General features: G+C 70.9%; 16 protein-coding genes and 1 riboswitch. Of the genes, 6 read left to right on the top strand and 10 right to left on the bottom strand.

Translation table 11 applies throughout. The annotated features are described in order from the left end of the window. Nucleotides 1–61: 61 nt before the first annotated feature. Nucleotides 62–700 carry a TetR/AcrR family transcriptional regulator gene (locus BJ981_RS13635; RefSeq protein WP_184611382.1) on the top strand — a complete coding sequence of 213 codons (639 nt, stop codon included), beginning with the start codon at nucleotides 62–64 and terminating at the stop codon, nucleotides 698–700. A gap of 14 nt (nucleotides 701–714) precedes the next feature. On the opposite strand, the gene BJ981_RS13630 is transcribed toward BJ981_RS13635, so the two are convergent. Beyond that, the gene (locus BJ981_RS13630) at nucleotides 715–2292 is read right to left on the bottom strand and encodes an FAD-dependent monooxygenase (RefSeq protein WP_184611380.1); all 1578 of its coding nucleotides are present in this window, start codon (nucleotides 2290–2292) and stop codon (nucleotides 715–717) included. Between the two features lie 74 nt (nucleotides 2293–2366). Here BJ981_RS13630 and BJ981_RS13625 point away from each other — a divergent pair, with 74 nt between their 5' ends. Further along, nucleotides 2367–2996, top strand: coding sequence for a TetR/AcrR family transcriptional regulator (locus BJ981_RS13625; RefSeq protein ID WP_184611378.1), 630 nt, complete (start codon nucleotides 2367–2369; stop codon nucleotides 2994–2996). Nucleotides 2997–3097: 101 nt separating this feature from the next. Here BJ981_RS13625 and groL read toward each other — a convergent pair whose 3' ends face one another. The 5 genes from groL to BJ981_RS13600 form a co-directional block, all read right to left on the bottom strand. Continuing rightward, entirely contained in the window at nucleotides 3098–4723 is a 1626-nt protein-coding gene (groL, locus tag BJ981_RS13620; protein ID WP_184611376.1) for a chaperonin GroEL, read from the bottom strand. A gap of 408 nt (nucleotides 4724–5131) precedes the next feature. Next, entirely contained in the window at nucleotides 5132–5332 is a 201-nt protein-coding gene (locus tag BJ981_RS13615) for a cold-shock protein (protein ID WP_114033242.1), read from the bottom strand. A gap of 340 nt (nucleotides 5333–5672) precedes the next feature. Continuing rightward, complete coding sequence (locus tag BJ981_RS13610; RefSeq protein WP_184611374.1) at nucleotides 5673–5948, bottom strand: MoaD/ThiS family protein; 276 nt, start codon at nucleotides 5946–5948, stop codon at nucleotides 5673–5675. 13 nt (nucleotides 5949–5961) lie between these two features. Beyond that, entirely contained in the window at nucleotides 5962–7257 is a 1296-nt protein-coding gene (gene thrC, locus BJ981_RS13605; protein WP_184611372.1) for a threonine synthase, read from the bottom strand. A 14-nt stretch (nucleotides 7258–7271) separates the two neighbouring features. Further along, a riboswitch (SAM riboswitch) is annotated at nucleotides 7272–7433 on the bottom strand. A gap of 113 nt (nucleotides 7434–7546) precedes the next feature. Next, nucleotides 7547–8110 carry an RNA polymerase sigma factor gene (locus BJ981_RS13600; RefSeq protein WP_184611370.1) on the bottom strand — a complete coding sequence of 188 codons (564 nt, stop codon included), beginning with the start codon at nucleotides 8108–8110 and terminating at the stop codon, nucleotides 7547–7549. Between the two features lie 162 nt (nucleotides 8111–8272). On the opposite strand from BJ981_RS13600, the gene BJ981_RS13595 reads away from it, so the two are divergent. Both BJ981_RS13595 and BJ981_RS39155 read left to right on the top strand, forming a co-directional pair. Further along, nucleotides 8273–9700: an alpha,alpha-trehalose-phosphate synthase (UDP-forming) gene (locus tag BJ981_RS13595; RefSeq protein ID WP_184611368.1), complete on the top strand. Its 1428-nt coding sequence runs from the start codon at nucleotides 8273–8275 to the stop codon at nucleotides 9698–9700. Nucleotides 9701–9818: 118 nt separating this feature from the next. Further along, nucleotides 9819–11021, top strand: coding sequence for an MFS transporter (locus BJ981_RS39155; protein WP_184611366.1), 1203 nt, complete (start codon nucleotides 9819–9821; stop codon nucleotides 11019–11021). On the opposite strand, the gene otsB is transcribed toward BJ981_RS39155, so the two are convergent. After that, the gene (otsB, locus tag BJ981_RS13585) at nucleotides 10978–11760 is read right to left on the bottom strand and encodes a trehalose-phosphatase (RefSeq protein ID WP_184611364.1); all 783 of its coding nucleotides are present in this window, start codon (nucleotides 11758–11760) and stop codon (nucleotides 10978–10980) included. The two genes, BJ981_RS39155 and otsB, sit on opposite strands and share 44 nt — an antisense overlap. A gap of 88 nt (nucleotides 11761–11848) precedes the next feature. Then, nucleotides 11849–12163: a DUF3263 domain-containing protein gene (locus tag BJ981_RS13580; RefSeq protein WP_184611362.1), complete on the bottom strand. Its 315-nt coding sequence runs from the start codon at nucleotides 12161–12163 to the stop codon at nucleotides 11849–11851. A 398-nt stretch (nucleotides 12164–12561) separates the two neighbouring features. Between BJ981_RS13580 and BJ981_RS13575 the strand changes: the two genes are divergently transcribed. Then, nucleotides 12562–13374: an SAM hydrolase/SAM-dependent halogenase family protein gene (locus tag BJ981_RS13575; RefSeq protein WP_239139576.1), complete on the top strand. Its 813-nt coding sequence runs from the start codon at nucleotides 12562–12564 to the stop codon at nucleotides 13372–13374. Between the two features lie 334 nt (nucleotides 13375–13708). After that, entirely contained in the window at nucleotides 13709–14131 is a 423-nt protein-coding gene (locus tag BJ981_RS13570) for a hypothetical protein (protein WP_184611358.1), read from the top strand. A gap of 73 nt (nucleotides 14132–14204) precedes the next feature. On the opposite strand, the gene BJ981_RS13565 is transcribed toward BJ981_RS13570, so the two are convergent. Then, nucleotides 14205–15215: an ABC transporter ATP-binding protein gene (locus BJ981_RS13565; RefSeq protein WP_184611356.1), complete on the bottom strand. Its 1011-nt coding sequence runs from the start codon at nucleotides 15213–15215 to the stop codon at nucleotides 14205–14207. After that, complete coding sequence (locus BJ981_RS13560; RefSeq protein WP_184611354.1) at nucleotides 15199–16236, bottom strand: ABC transporter ATP-binding protein; 1038 nt, start codon at nucleotides 16234–16236, stop codon at nucleotides 15199–15201. Before BJ981_RS13560 ends, BJ981_RS13565 begins: the two co-directional genes overlap by 17 nt. Nucleotides 16237–16239 lie beyond the last annotated feature (3 nt).

Genomic DNA, 16239 nt, shown 5'->3' with positions numbered 1-16239 from the left:
CCCGGCCCTTGCCTGGGGTGACGCCAACTGTGGAGTCACCCCAGGTATTTAGGATCGAGGCATGGGAGAGCAACTCGGCCTGCGCGAGCGCAAGAAGCGCGAGACCCGGCAGCGCATCGCGGACATCGCCATGGGCCTGTTCATGGCCCGCGGCTTCGATCAGGTCACCGTCGCCGAGGTCGCCCGGACGGCCGACGTCTCCGTCAACACGGTGTTCAACTATTTCCGGACCAAGGAGGACCTGTTCCTCGACCGCATGGAGCTGGTCGAGGACATGCCGTCCCGCGTCGTGCGCGAGCGGCGGCCCGGGGAGTCCGTGGTGGCCGCGGCCCGGCGCGCCTTCCTCGAACGCCTCGACGCCCGCGACTGGAGCAGCGGCATGAACGAGGGGGCGGACGTCTTCACCCGCATGGTGGAGCAGAGCGCCTCGCTGACGGCCCGCGTGCGCGAGCTGGGCGAGCGCCAGGAGGAGGCGCTCGCCCGCACCCTGGCCGACGAGACCGACGCCGACCCCGACGACATGACGCCCTGGCTCGTCGCCGCCCAGCTCTCCGCGGTCACCCGGCGGCTTACCGCGCACGCGATGCGGCGCAGGATGGCGGGCGAGGACGCCGAACGGGTCATCGCCGACCTGCGCGCCCACGCGGAGGCCGCCTTCGACCTGCTGGAGAAGGGCATCGGCGCCTACGGCGCCCGCTGATCACCCCCACGTACTCACGCGAGCACGGCGACCGGCGCGCCGAACCACATGGTCAGCGCCCGCTCCAAGGCCCCGATGTCGGCCGCGCCCGCGTCGCCGGCCCAGGCGACGAACCCGTCCGGCCGGACGAGCAACCCCGCCAGCTCTGGACGTTCCGGGCAGGCGGCGGCGACCACGGTCACGCGGTCGCGGTGCCCGGCGGCCACCGGCGCGAGGTCCCCGGTGAGATCGAACAGCACGGCACGGCCCTCGCGCAGATGGCCGGCGAGCGTGACGCCGTCGGCGAAGACGAGGTCGGGGGCGCTCGCGCCCACGAGCGGGTGGTCGCCGGGGATGGCGTACCGCTGCCAGACGCCGGAGATGCGCTTGGCGAAGTAGGTGGTCCCGGTGACGGTGCCGGCCAGGTCCTGGACCACCTGCCGCATCGCCCGGCCGTGGGAGTCCGGGCGCATCACCGACACCTGGGCGCGCGTCCAGTCCAGCACCCACGCGCCGATCGGGTGCCGCTCGGCGGTGTAGGTGTCGAGCAGCCCCTCCGGGGCCCGGCCGCGCACGGTGGCGGCCAGCTTCCAGCCGAGGTTCACCGCGTCCCCGAGGCCGAGGTTCAGCCCTTGCCCGCCGAACGGGGAATGGACGTGGGCGGCGTCGCCCGCGAGCAGGACGCGGCCGAGGCGGTACGTGCTCGCCTGGCGCGCGTTGTCGGTGAACCGCGTGGCCGTCCTGATCTCGCCCACGGTCACCTCGGCCCCGGTGACGTGCCGGATCGACGCCTCCAGCTCCTCGGCCGTGACGGGGGCGTCGCGCTCGGCGCGGGGCCCGGTGAACTGGACGGTCAGGATGCGGCCCGGCACGGGGCCGTGGGCGTACACGCCGGTGGGGGTGACGTGCCAGCCGACGCCGAGCGCCTCGGTGCCCGACATCTCGGCCAGGGCCTGGTAGGCGGTGATCTCCGGATCGGTGCCGGGGAACTCGAAGCCGGCGAGCTTCCGCACCGTGCTCCTGCCCCCGTCGCAGCCGACCAGCCACCGGCACCGGACCGCGCTCTCGCCCTGACCGTCCGCACTCCCGTCGCGGACCGTCACCGTCACGCCCGTGTCGTCGGCCGTGAAGCCGGTCAGCTCGGCGCCCCGGCGCACCCGCACCCCGAGGCGGCCGGCCCACGCGGCGAGGATCTCTTCGAGCTGCTGCTGGTTGACCAGGCCGATCGCGTCGGCGGGGCCGTGGCCCGCCAGGTCCGGGTCGTCGCCGTCCAGCAGGTCGGCGCGGAGCATGATGCCGGCGAAGTGGCCCGCGAACCGGGGCGGCGTGCGCGGGGGCCCGCCGGCCGGTCCGTCGCCGCCCGCCCGCTGCCGCATGAAGGCGGCGAACTGCTCCATATTGCGTGCCTGCGCCTCCCGCAGCTCGTCCAGCAGGCCGCGCCGGTACAGCGCCTCCACCGACGGGGTGTTCAACGCTCCCGCCTTGATCGTGGGGTCGATCTCGTGGCGCCGCTCGACGACCAGCGCCGAGACGCCGGCGAGCGCCAGTTCGCAAGCCAGCATCAGCCCCACGGGTCCCGCGCCCGCGACCAGCACGTCCACATCGTCCGTCATGCCGCCTCCCCTGTAGATACCTTCACTAAAAAATTACCGTAACAGTATTTTTCTAGCCAGTACAGTGGGATCCCGTGGACGGTGACCCAGGGCTTCGCGAGCGCAAGAAGCGGCAGACACGGCAGTTGATCTCGGACGTGGCCTCGTCCCTGTTCCTCACGAAGGGCTTCGACAACGTCACGGTCACCGAGATCGCCGAGGCGGTGAACGTCTCCCCCAAGACGGTCTTCAACTACTTCCCACGCAAAGAGGACCTGTTCCTGGACCGGCTGCCCGAGGCGCTCGACCTGATCACCGGCGCCGTCCGCGACCGGCCGCCGGATGTCGAGCCGCTGACCGCGCTGCGCCGGCTGTTCGTCGGCCTGGTGCGCCAGGGACATCCGCTGGGCGGCGTGGGCGAGGGGTACGACGCCTTCTGGCGCGTGGTGGCCGGCTCACCGGCCCTGCTGGCGCGCGTCCGCGAGTCGGTCCAGGAGACCGAGAGCGTCCTCGCCGCCGCGCTGGCCGAGGCCGCGGGGGCGGACCCCGGCGATCCGTGGCAGAAGATGACCGCCGCCTTCGTCGTCACGGTCTACCGCACGACGTACGCCGAGAGCGCGCGCAGGCTCATCGCGGGCGACCCCGCCGCCGAGGTCGCCGAGGACCACGTCGCCCTGCTGGAGCGCGGATTCGACGCGCTGGAACGCGCCGTCGAGGGCCGCTGACGGCAGCGGCGCGGGGTTCCCCCGCACGCGAAAGGGCCACTCCCGGAAGACCGGGAATGGCCCTTTCGCTGATATCTGGGAAATCTGGGCGCCGAGGCGGCTCAGAAGTCCATGTCGCCGCCGCCACCGGGGACGGCCGGAGCCTTCTCCTTCTCCGGCTTCTCGGCGATGACGGCCTCGGTGGTGAGGAACAGGGCCGCGATCGAGGCGGCGTTCTGCAGCGCGGAACGGGTCACCTTGGCCGGGTCGATGATGCCCGCGTCGAGCAGGTTCACGTACTCGCCCGTGGCGGCGTTCAGACCGACGCCCGCCTCCAGGTTGCGGACCTTCTCCACCACGACGCCGCCCTCGAGGCCGGCGTTCACGGCGATCTGCTTGAGGGGCTCCTCCAGCGCCTTGCGGACGATCGAGGCGCCGGTGGCCTCGTCGTTGAAGAGCTCCAGCTTGTCGAACGCCTTCGCGCCCGCCTGGATCAGCGCCACGCCACCGCCGGGGACGATGCCCTCCTCGACGGCCGCCTTGGCGTTGCGGACGGCGTCCTCGATGCGGTGCTTGCGCTCCTTGAGCTCGACCTCGGTCGCCGCGCCGGCCTTGATGACGGCCACGCCGCCGGCCAGCTTGGCCAGGCGCTCCTGCAGCTTCTCGCGGTCGTAGTCCGAGTCGGTGTTCTCGATCTCGGCGCGGATCTGGTTCACGCGGCCCGCGATCTGCTCGGGGTCGCCGGCACCGTCGACGATGGTGGTCTCGTCCTTGGTGATGATGACCTGGCGAGCGCGGCCCAGCAGGTCGAGGGTGGCGGTCTCCAGCTTGAGGCCGACCTCCTCGCTGATGACCTGGCCGCCGGTGAGGGTGGCGATGTCGCCGAGCATGGCCTTGCGGCGGTCGCCGAAGCCGGGAGCCTTCACCGCGACGGACTTGAACAGGCCGCGGATCTTGTTGACGACCAGGGTGGCCAGGGCCTCGCCCTCGACGTCCTCGGCGATGATGACGAGCGGCTTGCCGGACTGCACGACCTTGTCGAGCAGGGGCAGCAGGTCCTTGTTGGCGGAGACCTTGCCGTTGACGATGAGGATGTAGGCGTCGTCGAGGACGGCCTCCATGCGCTCCGGGTCGGTCACGAAGTACCCGGAGATGTAGCCCTTGTCGAAGCGCATACCCTCGGTGAGCTCGAGCTCGAGCCCGAAGGCGTTGCTCTCCTCGACGGTGATGACGCCTTCCTTGCCGACCTTGTCCATCGCCTCGGCGATCATCTCGCCGATCTGGGTGTCGCCGGCGGAGATGGAGGCGGTGGAGGCGATCTGCTCCTTGGTCTCCACGTCCTTGGCAATCTTGGAGAGCTCTTCGCTCACGCGCTCGACGGCCGCCTCGATGCCCCGCTTGAGGGACATCGGGTTGGCGCCGGCGGCGACGTTGCGCAGCCCCTCGCGTACCAGCGCCTGGGCGAGCACGGTGGCGGTGGTGGTGCCGTCACCGGCGACGTCGTCGGTCTTCTTGGCGACTTCCTTGACGAGCTCGGCCCCGATCTTCTCCCACGGGTCCTCGAGCTCGATCTCCTTGGCGATGGAGACACCGTCGTTGGTGATGGTGGGCGCGCCCCACTTCTTCTCCAGCACGACGTTGCGGCCCTTGGGCCCAAGGGTCACCTTGACGGCGTCGGCGAGCTGGTTCATACCGCGCTCGAGACCGCGCCGGGCGTCCTCGTTGAACGCGATCATCTTGGCTGCCATACGGCTAGACCTCCCAGATACAGGGTGGCTTGCGACGGATCGAGCCGACGCCCGCGACGGCATGTAGACCCGCTCCTCCACGACCCTGTCGCCGTGGATCACCGGGCCCCATCGCCTCGATCCAGGTTGTCACTCTCCGCACGAGAGTGCCAACGAACTATTTAGCACTCTACCCGGTCGAGTGCAAGCGACCACCCCTATGACCTGGGAGGCACACGGATTTCTCCGACCGTATGCCGAATATTGGGCCTGCCCCTCATCCGGCGACGGCCGGGCGGGCGAGGATGTCCCACGTCAGAACGGGAGAGGGCCCGCCCGCCCCTGCGCAGGGCGGACCGGCCCCTCCTTCTAGTGGCTGTGATAGACCAGTGGATCTCTTCGACTGCGGGGCCGGGCTCGCCGGCCGCGTCACACAGTCCGTACGGACTCGGCCTGCGGACCCTTCTGGCCCTGTGTGATCTCGAACTCCACCCGCTGACCCTGTTCGAGGGAACGGTATCCCTCCGCCAGGATCGCTGAGTAGTGGACAAACACGTCCTTACCACCGTCTACCGCGATGAAGCCGTAGCCCTTGTCCGCGTTAAACCATTTGACGGTGCCCTGCGCCACTTTCCGACTCCTCTTGCTGGGCTCCGGACCCCGCCCACTCCTCCGCGAGGTCCGTGACCTTCGGAACCGAGACGCATGCGAACTCCTCGGCCACGTCGATCGTTCTCGACCATACCTGTGGCATGCCTTGGCGCAACAGAGTCAATCACGAAACTACTTCTTGACGTTCGCTCAAAGCGGTACGTGACTATTTCGCACTCGCGTTTAGTTAGTTGACAATTACACTACCGAGGGGACCCAGTAAAAGCTTCTATTGTGATAGCTGGGCCGTTCAAGGGCCCAGAACGCACGAACGCCCGCCCGTCCCGGGGGACGAGCGGGCGTTCGGCCCGGCTTGCGGTCAGCCGCCGGCGACCGCGGGGATCACCGAAACCTGGGCTCCGTCCGGGGTGGGGGTGTCAAGTCCGTCCACGAAACGGACATCCTCTTCTCCGACATAGACGTTGACAAAACGGCGGATGTTGCCCGTTTCGTCCAGGATACGCGCCCCGATTCCGGGGTAGTCGGCGTCGAGCTTCTGCAGCACGTCGCGAAGGGTGCCCCCCTCGCCCGCCACCTCGGCCGCGCCGTCGGTGTACGTACGGAGAATCGTCGGAATCCGTACAGAAACGCTCATTTATGTGGACCTTTCAGGAGTTTTCCACGACAGCCGTACGAAAAGCGTCGAGAGAGGGACGGATCACCGCGGTCGGCCGGGCGCCGGACGCGACCGCGTCCAGGGTCTTGAGGCCGTCGCCGGTGTTGAGCACCACCGTCTCGGCCTCGGGGTCCAGCAGGCCCTTCTCGGTGAGCTTCTTGAGCACGCCCACGGTGACGCCGCCCGCCGTCTCGGCGAAGATGCCCTCGGTGCGGGCGAGCAGCCGCACGGCGTCCACGATCTCGGCGTCGGTGACGTCCTCGACCGCGCCGCCCGTGCGGCGGGCGATGTCGAGCACGTAGGGGCCGTCCGCGGGGTTGCCGATGGCCAGCGACTTGGCGATGGTGCGCGGCTTGACCGGCTGCACGACCTCCCGCCCGGCCTTGAAGGCGGCCGACACCGGCGAGCAGCCCTCCGCCTGCGCGGCGAAGATCTTGTACGGCTTGTCCTCGACGAGGCCGAGCTTGATCAGCTCCTTGAAGCCCTTGTCGATCTTGGTGAGCTGGGAGCCCGAGGCGACCGGGATGACGATCTGGTCGGGAATGCGCCACCCGAGCTGCTCGGCGATCTCGTACGCGAGCGTCTTGGAGCCCTCGGCGTAGTACGGCCGCAGGTTGACGTTGACGAAGCCCCACCGGTCGCCGAGCGGGTCGCCGATGAGCTCCGAGCAGAACCGGTTGACCTCGTCGTAGGTGCCCTCGATGCCGACCAGGCGGCCGCCGTACACCGAGGCCATGACGATCTTGGGCTCTTCGAGGTCGGCGGGGATGAACACGCACGCGTCGAGCCCGGCCCGGGCCGCCGCGGCGGTGACGGCGCCGGCCAGGTTGCCGGTGGAGGAGCAGGACAGCGTGTGGAAGCCGAAGGTGCGCGCCGCCTCCAGGGCGATGGCGACCACCCGGTCCTTGAAGGAGTGGGTGGGGTTGCCCGAGTCGTCCTTGACGTGCAGGCTGCGCAGCCCCAGCTCGCGCGCCAGGTTGTCGGCCTTGACGAGCTTGGTCCAGCCAGGGGCGAGGTTGGGCTTGTCGGCGACGTCGGCCGGGACCGGCAGCAGCGCCCGGTAGCGCCAGATGTTGGCCGGACCGGCCGCGATCTGCTCGCGCGTGACGGGCGCGGCGCCGTCGAAGTCCGGGCCGCTCCAGGTGTAGGCCACTTCGAGTGGCCCGAAACACTCGATACACGCGAAGGTCGGGCCCAGGGGATAGCGGGTGCCGCATTCGCGGCAGGACAGGCCGACGGCGGGGCCGAAGTCGTTGGAGGTGGTGATCTCAGCTGTCGCGAGCGCCATGAAGCGAGGCCTTTCCCTCATCTTCGCCCGGACCACCCTGGTCTCGGGCCGGAATTGGCACCTGTCCCGGCCGGTCACACTGGTCTAGTGCCGCGCCATTCGGAGACGCGATGACCACAGCCGGGAGGGTTGCCGGGGCTTCGCAGGGCCGGTCCCTCCACCCCTCTGGATGAGCAATGTTCAGTTGTAAGACTGCCGACATGACAGGCAGACCGACATCACTGTACCTCGCGCCCCGCGGGACCGGCGTGCCGTCCCACATCGTGGGACGATCACGACCGCATGGCGGTCAGGCCAGCGGGCCGTAGGCGTCGCCGAGTATGCCCTGGACGTACTTGCGCGCCTGGTGGATGCGCGACTTGGCGGTGCCGAGGGGGATGCCGAGCTGCTCGGCGACCTGGTTGTAGTCGAGCTGGCAGATGTCGCGCAGCACCAGGGCCTGCGCCAGATCGGGCTTGTCGGCCTCCAGGGCCTCCATCGCGTCCAGCAGGTCGAGCCGGTAGCCGGCGATCACGCTCACCCGGCCCGGGTCGGCCCGCAGGTCGGGCAGGTCCTCCGACGCCTGCTCGGCGGCGCGCCGCTTGAGCGTGCGGTAGGTGGTGCGGGCGCAGTTGGCCGTCACGATGTGCAACCAGGTGGAAAAACGTGCCCGGCCCTCGAACCTGCCGATGTTGCGGGCGACCGCCAGCAAAGTATCCTGGCAAGCCTCCTCCGCGTCCTGGTGGTAGGGCAGGAACCTCGCGCAATGGCGCAGGACGTCGGGCTCGATGCGGCGGAGAAGCTCCCCAAGGGACCGGTGGTCGCCCTGAGCGGCCGCACGGGCGAGCTCTTCGGTCGTATCGTCAAGCGCCATACCGGGGCCTCCATCGACCGTCCGCGCCTCGCCTCGCCCTGACCACCGGCCCATCCTATTGGGAGAGTTAAATTTCATTAATCCACGGCCAGGTGAGCTTTCCGATGGACAGGAACGGCGTGGAGACGACCGCCACGGCGGACGAGGAGTGGTGATGGGCGGATGAACACGGTTCTCATGGCCTCGAACCGGGGCCCGGTCTCGTTCACGCTCGCCGACGACGGCACGCTGACCATGCGCAGAGGCGGCGGGGGCATGGTCTCCGGGCTCTCCGAGGTGGCCAAGGACGCCGACGTCCTGTGGGTGTGCGCCGCCCTCTCCGACGGCGACCGCAGCGCCGTGCGCCGCGCCCCGGGCGGACGGCTGGACCAGGCGGGCTACGACACCGGCGCGGTGCGCATGCTGGACATCCCGCCCGCGACGTTCCACCGCGCCTACAACGCGGTGGCCAACTCGACGCTGTGGTTCGTCAACCACCTGCTCTACGACACGCCGAACTCCCCGCAGTTCGACACCCGCTTCCGCCGCGAGTGGGAGTCCTACCAGGACTACAACGCCGCGTTCGCGCTGGCCCTGGCCGAGGAGGCCACGCACGGCGCCCGCGTCATGATCCAGGACTATCACCTCACCCTGGCCCCCGCGATGCTGCGCGTGGAGCGCCCCGACCTGCGCATCGCCCACTTCTCGCACACCCCCTGGGCGCCGCCCGAGTACTTCTCGCTGCTGCCCGACGACATCGCCGCCGAGCTGCTGTGCGGCATCCTGGGCGCCGACCGCGCGGGCTTCCTCACCGCCCGCTGGGCCTCGGCGTTCATGGACTGCTGCGAGACGCTGCTCGGCGCGCACGTCGACCGCGCCGAGCGCACGATCACCTACGACGACCGGGTGACCCGCGTCGGCGTCCATCCGCTCGGCGTGGACGGCGACGCGCTGTGGGCGCGGGCGCTGGAGCCGGACGTCGAGTCCCACATGACGGCGCTGCGCGAACGCGTGGGCGACAGGAAGCTCATCGTGCGCATCGACAGGACCGAGCTGTCCAAGAACATCGTGCGCGGCCTGCTCGCCTACAAGCAGTTCCTGACCGACCATCCGGAGTGGCACGGCAAGGTCGTCCACCTGGCCTTCGCCTACCCCTCGCGCCACGACCTGCCCGAGTACCGCGAGTACACCGCGGCCGTGCAGCGCTGCGCCACCGAGATCGAGGACGAGTTCGGCGGCGAGGACTGGGACCCGCTGATCCTCAACGTCAACGACGACTACGCCCGGTCGCTGGCGGCCTACCGCATGGCCGACGTCCTGCTCGTGAACCCGATCAGGGACGGCATGAACCTGGTCGCCAAGGAGGGCCCGATCCTCGCGCCGCACTGCGCGCTCGTGCTGTCGCGCGAGGCGGGGGCCGCCTCGGAGCTCGGGGCCGACGCCCTGGTGGTGAACCCCTACGACGTCTCGGGCACGGCGAACGCCCTGCACGACGCGCTGGTGCTGCCGGAGGAGGAGCGGGCCAAGCGCGGGGCGCGGCTGCGCGCGGCGGCCACCGCGCTGCCCCCGCACCGGTGGTTCGCCGACCAGCTCGCCGCCCTCGACCGCTGAGACCGGCGAGCCGGGGCGCGGGGTAGGACATTTCTAGCCTCGGCGGTCCCGGGGTGAAAGGTCCGCTCGATGGTAATTTCGGGTGGGATCGTGGCCCACTTCGAGACCCGGGGGTTCTGTGAGCTCGACCGTCATCGTCCGATCGCTCACCCGGGACCGTCCCACCTGGCTCATCTACCTCCAGCTCGCCCTCTTCGCGACCTACCTGTACGGCCTGTCCGCGGCCCTCCCGCTGCTGCGCCTCGACCAGGGCGTCTCGCAGGCCGTCGCGGGCCTGCACGGCACCGCCATGGCCGTCGGCGGCGTGACCAGCGGGCTCGCCATGCCCCGCGTGATCGCCAGAATCGGCCGGCGCCTGACCACCTGGATCGGCACGGCCGCGATGACGGCCGGGGTCACGCTGGTGGCCGTCACCCCGGCGCTCCCGGCCACGCTGCTCGGGTACGGGCTGGCCAGCGCGGGCGGCTCGATCTCGCTGTACGCCGGCATGTCGGTGCTGAGCGACCACCACGGCGGCGCGGGGCCCGCGGCCATCAACGAGGCCAACGCGGTCGGCGTCACGGTGGGCATCGGCGTGTCCTACCTGATCAGCGCCCTGGCGCCCACTCCGCTCGGCTGGCGCGCCGGCATCCTGGTCACGCCGGTCGCGGCGGTGCTGCTGCTCGTGCTGATGGGCCGGGTGTGGATCCCGGGGGACGCCGGCGCGGGCGGCGCGCCCGCGCGCGAGGTCCCCGCCGCGCGGAAGGCCCCCTTCGGCTGGCGGTTCCACACCGCGTGCGGAGTGCTGTTCTGCCTGGTGGCGATGGAGTTCCTGTTCAACATGTGGGCGGCCAAGCTGCTGGCCGACCGTACCGGCATGACGGCCGCCGCCGCGGCCACCGGGCTGACGGCGTTCACCGTCGGCGTCGCCGCCGGCCGGTTCGCGGCCGTGCGGCTGACCCTGCGGGTCGATCCCACACGGCTGCTGACCTGCGCGCTGTTCGTGACCCTCACCGGCTGGGCGGTGTTCTGGATCGGCGACAGGCCGGCGCTGTGCTACGCCGGCCTGGTGCTGAGCGGCGTCGGCGCCGCGCTGCAGTTCCCGCTCGGCCTGGCGAGGGTCATCGCGTCCTCGGGCGGTCGCGCGGCGGAGGCCAGCGCGGCGGCCTCGGTGTGGGGCTCGGCCGCGACCGGCGTCGGCCCGTTCGCGCTGGGCGCCCTGGCGGACGGCTTCGGCACGCACACGGCGTTCCTGATCGTCCCGCTGCTGATCCTCTGCGCCGTCTGCGGGATCGCGGTCAGCTCGCGGCGCGCGGCGGAAGCGCGTCCGCCAGCGCCGTGAGCAGCGCCGCGACCCCGGCCGGGCCGTCCACGACGACGTCGGCGCGCCGGGCCAGCTCGGTGACCTCGGTGGAGGCGCTGCACACCGTCACGCCCGGCAGGCCGGACAGGCGCACGGCCTCGAACGCCGCCAGGTCGCCCAGGTCGTCCCCGGCGAACAGCACCGACCGCGCGGCGCGCTCGGCCAGGAACGCCCCCAGCGCGTGGCCCTTGTCCATGCCGGGCGGCCTGAGCTCCAGGACCAGCCGCCCCGGCTCGACGGCGAGCCCGGTCTCGGCGGCGAGCTTGGCCAAGGGCTCGCGCAGCGCCCGCAGCGTCCCCTCGGGATCCGGGGCGCGCCGGGTGTGGACGGCGACGGCCCGGCCCTTGTCCTCCAGGGTCACGCCCGGCTCGGCGCCGTCGGTGAGGGTGAACCCGAGAGAGGCCACGAGGGCGGGCGCCTCGGCGCGGACCCGCTCGACGCCCGGCGGGGGCGGCGGCGAGGTCACCTGCCCGCCCTCCCAGCGTTCGAGGCCGTACTGGCCGAGGACGACCAGCCCGGGGACGTCGGCGAGGCCGGGACCGCCGGGCACCCGGCCGTACTCGATGGCCGTGGCGGCGGGGCGGCCGGTGACGATCGCCACGGCGCCCACCAGGCCGCCGAGCCGCACCAGCGCGGCGGCGGCCTCGGGGGCGACGCGGGCGTCGGCGGGGTCGGGGACGATGGGCGCCAGCGTGCCGTCGAAGTCGAGGCCGATCACCGCGCCCGTCGGATCCGCCTTTATAGCAGCTAACCCGGCATTGTCCGGCAATGCTTCATGAGTCACGCGTGGAGCAGTACCCCCGGATTCAGGGACGCATACCGAGGCGCCGCGCCGCGCGCTCGCGCTGCCGGGAGGCGCGCAGCCGCCGCAGCCGCTTCACGGTCATCGGATCGTGGGCCAGGGCCTCGGGACGGTCGATGAGCCGGCCGAGCAACTGGTAGTACCGCGTCGCCGAGATCTCGAAGGTGTCCCGGATCGCCTGCTCCTTGGCGCCCGCGTGGCGCCACCACTGGCGTTCGAAGGCGAGGAGCTCGCGTTCCCTGGCGGACAGCTCACCGGCGGCCTGGGGAACCGCGGCGTCCTCGGCGTCGCCGTCGCCGTGGTCCGGCGCGGTGTCCATGATGTCCTCCTCGATCGGGCTCGATCGGACGCGATCGGGCTCGGCGCGGGCACGCGGAGGGGCGGACGGCAGGCCGGGCGGGGGAATGCGGGAGACCGGCGAACGTGTGCCCGGGCGAGCGTGCCCCTGGACCACGACGCGCGTGTGGGGCCCGAGGCCATGCTAGTAGGGATTTCGCGGCTGTTCATGACAGTTCGGGAGACCTGGGGGCCCGGTCGCGGGACGGCGGGCCGGCAGGAGGCTCGGTCCCGCGCCGCGCATCTCGCCGGATATGTGGGTATATCCATGCGTGGAGTACGGGTTTGATCGGGCCGGTCGAAACCGAAGATCGGTTGGTCGTTGATATGTCCGGACGCGCCCCTATGACACCGCCTTCTCGCGACGTAAGGTCACCAAGTGTGACCTCTGTCATCACGCTCCTCACCGACTACGGGCTCGAAGACGGCTTCGTGGCGTCGTGCCACGGGGTGATCGTGGGAATCGCCCCGCAGGCGCGGATCATCGACGTATGTCACCTGGTCCCGGCCGGTGACATCCGCCGCGGCGCCGCCATCCTCGCCCAGACGCTGCCGTACCTCCCCGCCGGCGTCCACATCGCCGCCGTCGACCCCGCGGCCGCCTGCACGCGGCGCTCGGTCGCCGTCGAGGCCGGGCAGCGCGTGTTCATCGGCCCGGACAACGGCCTGCTGTCGTGGGCGGTGCTCGCCTCCGGCGGCGCGCGGGCGGCGTACGAGATCACCAACGAGGAGCTGTTCCTCGCCCCCGTGTCGCCGACCTTCCACGGGCGCGACATCTACGCGCCGGTGGCCGCCCACCTGTGCGCGGGGCGCAAGCCCGCCGACCTCGGCCCGGAGGTCGCCCTCGACCGGCTGCTGCAGCTCCCCGCGCCCACGGCGCGCCTCGGTCAGGACACGGCCGAGGGCGAGGTGCTGTCCCTGGACCGCTACGGCAACGTCCAGCTCTCCGTCACCGCCGGCGACCTGGCGTCCCTCGGGATCCGCGTCGGCGACACCCTGGCCGTCTCCATGGGCAGGCGGCAGGTCACCGTCCCCTTCCGCGACACCTACGCCGCCGTGCCGCCGGGCACCCTGGTCGCCTTCACCGACTCGGCGGGCATGGTGTCGGTGGCCGTCAACTCCGGGGACGCCGCCCAGCGCCTCGGCCTCCCCCCGGGCGCGCACGTGCGGCTCGGGCGCGTGGCAGGCGGATGAGCCCGCGCGCCGAGTGTCCGTATCGCGCGCTTATCGCCTGAAGCCCGGGGGCCGCGCCAGGTCAAGCTTCGGTCAACCCGGCGCACCGCGTCACCGTGGCGGAAGCCGGGGTCCGGCAGGTGCCCTGACCTAGCAATTCACCGTGCGGACCGCGACGAGCGGCGTGGTCCCGCCACGTAAAGGCCCGTCAATCATTGCTCTCGTCTGGCCATCTCAGCCGTCGATCCGCCTCGCGGGTTCGGTACTGTCTGAGCGGTCACGTCCAGTAACCATCTGAGCACTGAGTGCATACGCCACCCCTGGCTCCGGATGGTTCTTTCAAGGAGAAGCACGAATGATTCGCCGCCTTCTGGTCACTACGGCATGCGTCGGTATCGCCATCGTCGCCCCCGCCGCCGCCGCCTCGGCCGACACCAACGCCAAGGCCTCCAGCTCCGCCAAGAGCGCCAAGGCCGACTGCTGCCCCTGCGGCCCCGTCGGCGCAGTCGTCCCCTCCGCCACGGTCGTCACTCCCGTCGTGCCGTGCGCCGGCGGTTACGCCGTCGGCTACGGCAACGGCTACTGGGGCGGTGGTTACGTCGGCGGTGGTTACGTCGGCGGGGGCTACGTCGGCGGCGGCTACGTCGGCGGCGGTTACCTCGGCGGAGGCTACGGCGGGGGTTACCTCGGCGGCTACGGCGGCCACCACAACGGGAACACCGGCGTCGGCACCGGCGGCCTCGTGGGCGTCGGCATCGGGAACCTCAGCGTCCTCTGACGTCCGCGCGGATGAACGATAAGGGCGGTGTCCCATGGAAGGCCATGGACACCGCCCTTGCCGATCACGCCCGTCAGGCGTTGATCACGTCCTGCGCCTCGGCGAAGTGGCAGGCGCTCGGATGCCCGCCCGCGCGGATCTCCAGCAGGGGCTCCTGCTCGGCGCAGATGTCCTGCGCCTTCCAGCAGCGCGTGCGGAACCGGCAGCCGGACGGCGGGTCGGCGGGCGACGGCGGGTCGCCCTGCAGGATGATCCGCTCCCGCCCCTCCCTGCCCTCGGGGTCGGGCACCGGCACGGCCGACAGCAGCGCCTGGGTGTAGGGGTGGCTCGGCCGCTCGTAGATGTCGGCGTCCTTGCCCAGCTCCACGATCTTGCCCAGGTACATCACCGCCACGCGGTCGGAGATGTGCCGGACGACCGACAGGTCGTGGGCGATGAAGATGTAGGCGAGGTTGAACTCGTTCTGCAGGCGCTCCAGCAAGTTCATCACCTGCGCCTGGATCGACACGTCGAGCGCCGACACGGGCTCGTCGCAGATGATGATCTCAGGCTGGAGCGCCAGGCCGCGGGCGATGCCGATGCGCTGCCGCTGACCGCCGGAGAACTGGTGCGGGTAACGGTTGATGTGCTCGGGGTTGAGGCCGACCACCTCCAGCAGTTCCTGCACCTTCCTGCGGCGGTCGCCCCGCGGCGCCACCTCGGAGTGGATCTCGAACGGCTCTCCGATGATGTCGCCGACCGTCATGCGGGGGTTCAACGAGGTGTAGGGGTCCTGCATGACCATCTGGATGTTGCGGCGCATCCGCTTGAGCTCCGACCCGCGCGCCTTGGCCAGGTCGACGCCCTTGATCTTCGCCTCTCCCGAGGTGGGCCGCTCCAGCGCCATCAGCAGCTTCGCGAGCGTGGACTTGCCGCAGCCGGACTCGCCGACGACGCCGAGGGTCTCGCCGCGGTGCAGGTCGAACGAGACGCCGTCCACCGCCTTGATGGCGCCGACCTGCCGCTTGAAGACGATGCCCTGGCTCAGCGGGAAGTGCTTGACCAGGTCACGGACCTGAAGAATCGGCTCACCCGACGGTGCCATCGAGGACCTCCCTGTAGTAGTGGCAGGCGCTGCCGCGCGTCCCGCTGATCTCGTACAGCGGAGGCACCTCGGTCACGCAGTTGTCCCGGCGGTACGGGCAGCGGGGGTGGAAGGCACAGCCCGAGGGCATGTCGAGCAGGTTCGGCGGAAGGCCCTTGATGGCGTACAACTCCTGGCCCTTCATGTCGACCCGGGGGATCGAGTCCAGGAGGCCCTTGGAGTAGGGGTGCGCCGGGGTCTTGTAGAGGTCGTGCACGGGCGCGTTCTCGACGATGCGCCCGCCGTACATCACGGCGATCTTGTCGGCGACGTCCGCCACGACGCCGAGGTCGTGGGTGATCAGGATGAGCCCCATGTTGCTCTCGCGCTGCAGCTCGGCGAGCAGTTCCATGATCTGCGCCTGGACGGTCACGTCCAGCGCGGTGGTGGGCTCGTCGGCGATGAGCACCTCGGGGTCCAGCGCGATCGACATCGCGATCATGATGCGCTGGCGCATGCCGCCGGAGAACTGGTGCGGGTAGTCGTTGACCCGCTGGCGCGCGGCCGGGATGCGGACGCGGTCCATGAGCTCGACGGCCTTCTTCATGGCGTCGCGCTTGGAGACGCCGCGGTGGACGCGGAACATCTCGCTGATCTGCCATCCGACCGTGAACACCGGGTTCAGCGCCGACAGGGCGTCCTGGAAGATCATCGCGATGCGCTGGCCGCGGATCTGGCTGCGCGCCTGGTCCGACAGCTTGAGCAGGTCGGTACCGCGGAAGCGCACCTCCCCCTTGGGGATCCGGGCGGGCGGCATGTCGAGGATGCCCATGATGGCCTGCGCGGTCACGGACTTGCCCGACCCGGACTCGCCGAGGACGGCCAGCGACTCGCCCGCGTTGACCGTGTAGCTCACGCCGTTGACGGCCCGGACCAGGCCCTGGCGGGTGGTGAACTCCACGTGCAGGTTGTCCACCGCCAGCAGGGGCTCGGTCGCGTTCTCGCCCGGCAGCGGGTGCGAGTCGATCGAAGGGTTCTTCACCTC

It is taken from the genome of Sphaerisporangium krabiense, from assembly GCF_014200435.1.
In the GTDB taxonomy this organism is placed as follows: domain Bacteria; phylum Actinomycetota; class Actinomycetes; order Streptosporangiales; family Streptosporangiaceae; genus Sphaerisporangium; species Sphaerisporangium krabiense.
This window is presented reverse-complemented; position numbering and strand designations above follow the sequence as displayed.

What these genes read in the sequence shown, in the direction of transcription:
- BJ981_RS13570 (WP_184611358.1), top strand. Translation starts at nt 13,709, where the DNA reads ATGATTCGCCGCCTTCTGGTCACTACGGCATGCGTCGGTATCGCCATC.
- BJ981_RS13565 (WP_184611356.1), bottom strand. Translation starts at nt 15,215, where the DNA reads ATGGCACCGTCGGGTGAGCCGATTCTTCAGGTCCGTGACCTGGTCAAG.
- BJ981_RS13595 (WP_184611368.1), top strand. Translation starts at nt 8,273, where the DNA reads ATGAACACGGTTCTCATGGCCTCGAACCGGGGCCCGGTCTCGTTCACG.
- BJ981_RS13630 (WP_184611380.1), bottom strand. Translation starts at nt 2,292, where the DNA reads ATGACGGACGATGTGGACGTGCTGGTCGCGGGCGCGGGACCCGTGGGG.
- BJ981_RS13610 (WP_184611374.1), bottom strand. Translation starts at nt 5,948, where the DNA reads ATGAGCGTTTCTGTACGGATTCCGACGATTCTCCGTACGTACACCGAC.
- BJ981_RS13600 (WP_184611370.1), bottom strand. Translation starts at nt 8,110, where the DNA reads ATGGCGCTTGACGATACGACCGAAGAGCTCGCCCGTGCGGCCGCTCAG.
- BJ981_RS13580 (WP_184611362.1), bottom strand. Translation starts at nt 12,163, where the DNA reads ATGGACACCGCGCCGGACCACGGCGACGGCGACGCCGAGGACGCCGCG.
- thrC (WP_184611372.1), bottom strand. Translation starts at nt 7,257, where the DNA reads ATGGCGCTCGCGACAGCTGAGATCACCACCTCCAACGACTTCGGCCCC.
- BJ981_RS13635 (WP_184611382.1), top strand. Translation starts at nt 62, where the DNA reads ATGGGAGAGCAACTCGGCCTGCGCGAGCGCAAGAAGCGCGAGACCCGG.
- groL (WP_184611376.1), bottom strand. Translation starts at nt 4,723, where the DNA reads ATGGCAGCCAAGATGATCGCGTTCAACGAGGACGCCCGGCGCGGTCTC.